Below are 3,574 nucleotides of genomic sequence, written 5' to 3' on the forward strand. Positions count from 1 at the left end.
GGGCGATGGCCTTGCTGAACCGCGAACTGGCCACACGCGGCGCGGCCCGGTTGGGTGAGCATGTCCGCGTCGGCGAGCGTCAGGTGCCAGATTTGCTGCTCAACGGGCAACCCCAGGCCAACCAGTTTGAACTGGTCGATCAGGTCACCGCGATTGCTGGCGGTACCGCAACCCTGTTCGTGCGCGACGGCGATGAGTTTGTACGGATCTCCACCAATGTCATGCGCGAGGGAAAGCGTGCCGTGGGCACTGTCCTCGACCCGACGGGCAAGGCAATTCAGGCGATCCGCACTGGTCAGCCGTTTTTCGGTCAGGTCGATATCTTGGGTAATCCCTTTCTGACCGGCTATACCCCCATTCATGACGCAACCGGAGCGGTGATCGGCATTAGCTATGTCGGCTACAAGGCCGATCTAAAGGCACTAGAAGATGCGATTGCCGACAGCCAGATTCTGACGCAGGGCATGATGGTGCTGTTGGATGACCGGCAGCGGGTGCGTCTGCACAGCCGCAAGGCCGATCCAGCGGTGACGGACGCACTGGCCACCGGCACGCCGGAGGGTTGGGTGGTTGAGCGGCGCACATTTGCTCCCTGGAATTACACGATTCTAGCGGCGTTCCCTATCGCTGAAATCCAGACGGCGACCCGCAACCGGATTCTGACGGTTTTCGCTGCCGGCCTGGGGATCGGTGGTGCGATCTTGTTGCTGTTGGGCGTGATCGCCGAGCGGCTGGTCATGCAGCCAGTGCGGGATGCCATGCGACTGGCCAGCGGTATTGCGCAGGGGCATCTCGACCAGGCCGTCGTCAAGGCGAGTGCGGATGAAATCGGTCAGATGATGCAACTGCTGGAGCGGATGCAGGGTGTCCTGCGCCAGTTTGTTGAGGATGTCGCGCGTGCATCCGATCAGGTTGGCGGCGCGGCGGATGCGCTGTCGCAGGTGACGGCCAAGACCGTCACCGGCGCGCTCGATCAGCTCAATCGCAGCGATCAGGTCGCAGCGGCGATGACTGAAATGAGCGCAACGGTCGCGACGGTTGCCGCGAACGCGGGGCAGGCGGCCGAGGCAACGCGGGCGGCCGATCATGAAGCGGAACAGGGGTTGGCGGTGGTGCGCGATGCGGTCAGCGCGATTCAGACGCTGGCCAGCGAGATCGAACAGGCGGGGCACGAGATGCGCGGCCTGGCCGAACAGAGTACGCGCATTGGCGGAGTGATCGATGTGATTCGCGGCATCGCCGAACAGACCAACCTGCTGGCGTTAAACGCGGCCATCGAAGCGGCGCGGGCCGGCGAACAGGGACGCGGTTTTGCCGTCGTGGCCGACGAGGTGCGCACACTCGCCTCGCGTACCCAGGGCTCGACGAGGGAAATTCAGGCGATGATCCAGAGTTTGCAAACCGGTGCGCAACAGGCCGAGGCACGGGTGTTGTCGGGTCGTGACAAGGCTCAGGATGGCGTCACGCATGTCCAGCAGGTCGCCAAGGCGCTTGATGAGATTGCCCGCGCCGTTGGAAAGCTGCACGAGATGAACGCCCAGATTGCCAGTTCCACGAAGCAGCAGAGCGCGGTTGCCGAGGATGTTAACGATCATGTGCACTGGATCACCGAGGTCGCCGAATCAACCAGCCAGAATGCGCGACAGACAGCGGTCGCCGCCGAGCAGTTGAACGAACTGTCCAACCAGTTACGCGGGGTGGTCCAACGTTATCGCGTTTGAACCAAGTCCTGGCGTGAAACATCTGTGTTCCGACACTAAGAATGAGACATGGGGATCGGTATAGCCATGAACCTGGAATCGAGAATTACCCATCACCCGCTCCAATCGGAATGAACTAAAACATCGAACCCGCCAATGGATGCCCAAGCCGCCCCCCGCTGTCCCCACTGTTTCGCCGCCACCACCGCCACGCCCTGCCCGGTGTGCGGCTGGCAGCCTGGTATCGACAATCCGCCCCCGGCGCTGGCTCTGGGTACGTTTCTGGACGGCCGCTACCGCCTCGGGCGGGTGCTCGGGCACGGCGGTTTCGGCATCACCTATCTGGCCTGGGACGAGAACCTGCAACTGCGCCTCGCGATCAAGGAATACCTGCCGCGCGACAGCGCCAGCCGCGCGCCCGATGGGGTGAGTCTCGCCGTCTATTCCGGCCCGGCCGCCGAGCAGTTCGCCTACGGGCTGGATCGCTTTCTGGAGGAGGCGCGCGCCCTGGCGCGTTTCGATCAGCATCCCGGCATCGTCACCGTCAAAAGCTTCTTCCGCGCCCACGGCACCGGCTACAGCGTGATGGATTACGTCGAGGGACTGACGCTCAAGCAGTATCTGGAACAGCAGCCGGGCGGACGGCTGCCGTTCGAGCCGGCGTTGCGGCTGTTGCTCCCGATCATGGACGCCCTGCGCGCCGTGCATCAGGAAGGACTGCTGCATCGCGACATCGCCCCCGACAACATCTATGTCAGCCGCAGCGGGCGGATCAAACTGCTCGACTTCGGCGCCGCGCGCTTCGCCGCCGGCGAGCACAGCAAGAGCCTGTCGGTGATCCTCAAACCCGGCTACGCCCCAGAAGAGCAATATCGCACCAAAGGCAAGCAAGGCCCCTGGACCGATGTCTACAGCCTCGCCGCGACCCTGTATCGCGCCATCACTGGCGTGCTGCCGCCGGAGGCGCTGGATCGGGTGGAACTGGATGAGTTGATTCCGCCCTCGCGGTTGGGGATTGCGATCGCTCCGGCGCAGGAGGCGGTGTTGCTCAAGGCGCTGGCGGTGCGGGTGGGGGAGCGGTATCCGAGCGTGGCGGCGTTGCAGGAGGCGTGGCGGGAAACAACCATGCCTGTGCGACCAGAGGCATCGGACGCCGATGTTCCCGCCGCGTCGCAACCGGTTCCGATGGTGCCGCGTAAAGCGTTCGAGGGAAGGCGGTGGATACCAGCGACGCTGGCGCTGTTCTTGGTCGTCGCGGTACTGAGCGGCGGCGCGTTTGTCTATCTGCAAGGGCAACAGCAGGCCAGGCAGGCGGATCGGGAACTTCAGCGACAACAGCAGACCGAGACCACGCATGCGGCGGAAGTGCGACGATTGGCGGAATTGACCGAGCAGCGCAAGGCCGAAGAGTCGCGGTTGGCAGAGCTTCAACAACAACGCGCGGATGCCGAGGCGGCGGCCCGCGAGGCTGAGCGGGTGCGATTGGAGGAATTTGCGTCACAGGTAAAAACACCGCCCGTCGCCGTGAACGCGGTTGCTCAGGACGTGCCGCAAACGCAAGCCGCGCCTGGGGGTAAGGTGCCGCTTTACTTCGCCGCTGATTTAGCGCCGACGGAGAACATCCCTGCCGAAGCACCGCTCTGTTACAAATTCATGGTAAATGGGCCGGAAGCGCAGTTGTCGAGGCTCAAGGCCAAATACACGGACTTGTATGACGACACAATTCTGAATAATGCTGATGGCAGCAAGACCCTGCTAGGGCGTGTCATCAATTCATGTTGTGTGGGATTAGCACTGAGATCCAGAGCCTTTCCATCATGTGAGCAGGATGCTGACCGCAGCCAAATGGACTCCCGCCAGGAAATTGCGGGCCA

The 3,574-nt window shown here is 63.1% G+C and carries 2 protein-coding genes; both read left to right on the forward strand.

Annotated features, from left to right (window positions below; all coding sequences use genetic code 11):
* Positions 1-1,721 (forward strand): methyl-accepting chemotaxis protein (locus tag QZY07_RS13270; protein ID WP_295403441.1); only part of this gene is annotated, 1,721 nt, incomplete at its 5' end.
* 135 nt (positions 1,722-1,856) lie between these two features.
* Positions 1,857-3,574, forward strand: a 1,718-nt coding sequence (locus QZY07_RS13275; RefSeq protein ID WP_295403443.1) for a serine/threonine-protein kinase, incomplete at its 3' end; no start/stop codon positions are given.

This window comes from uncultured Thiocystis sp. (assembly GCF_903866365.1).
GTDB lineage: Bacteria > Pseudomonadota > Gammaproteobacteria > Chromatiales > Chromatiaceae > Chromatium.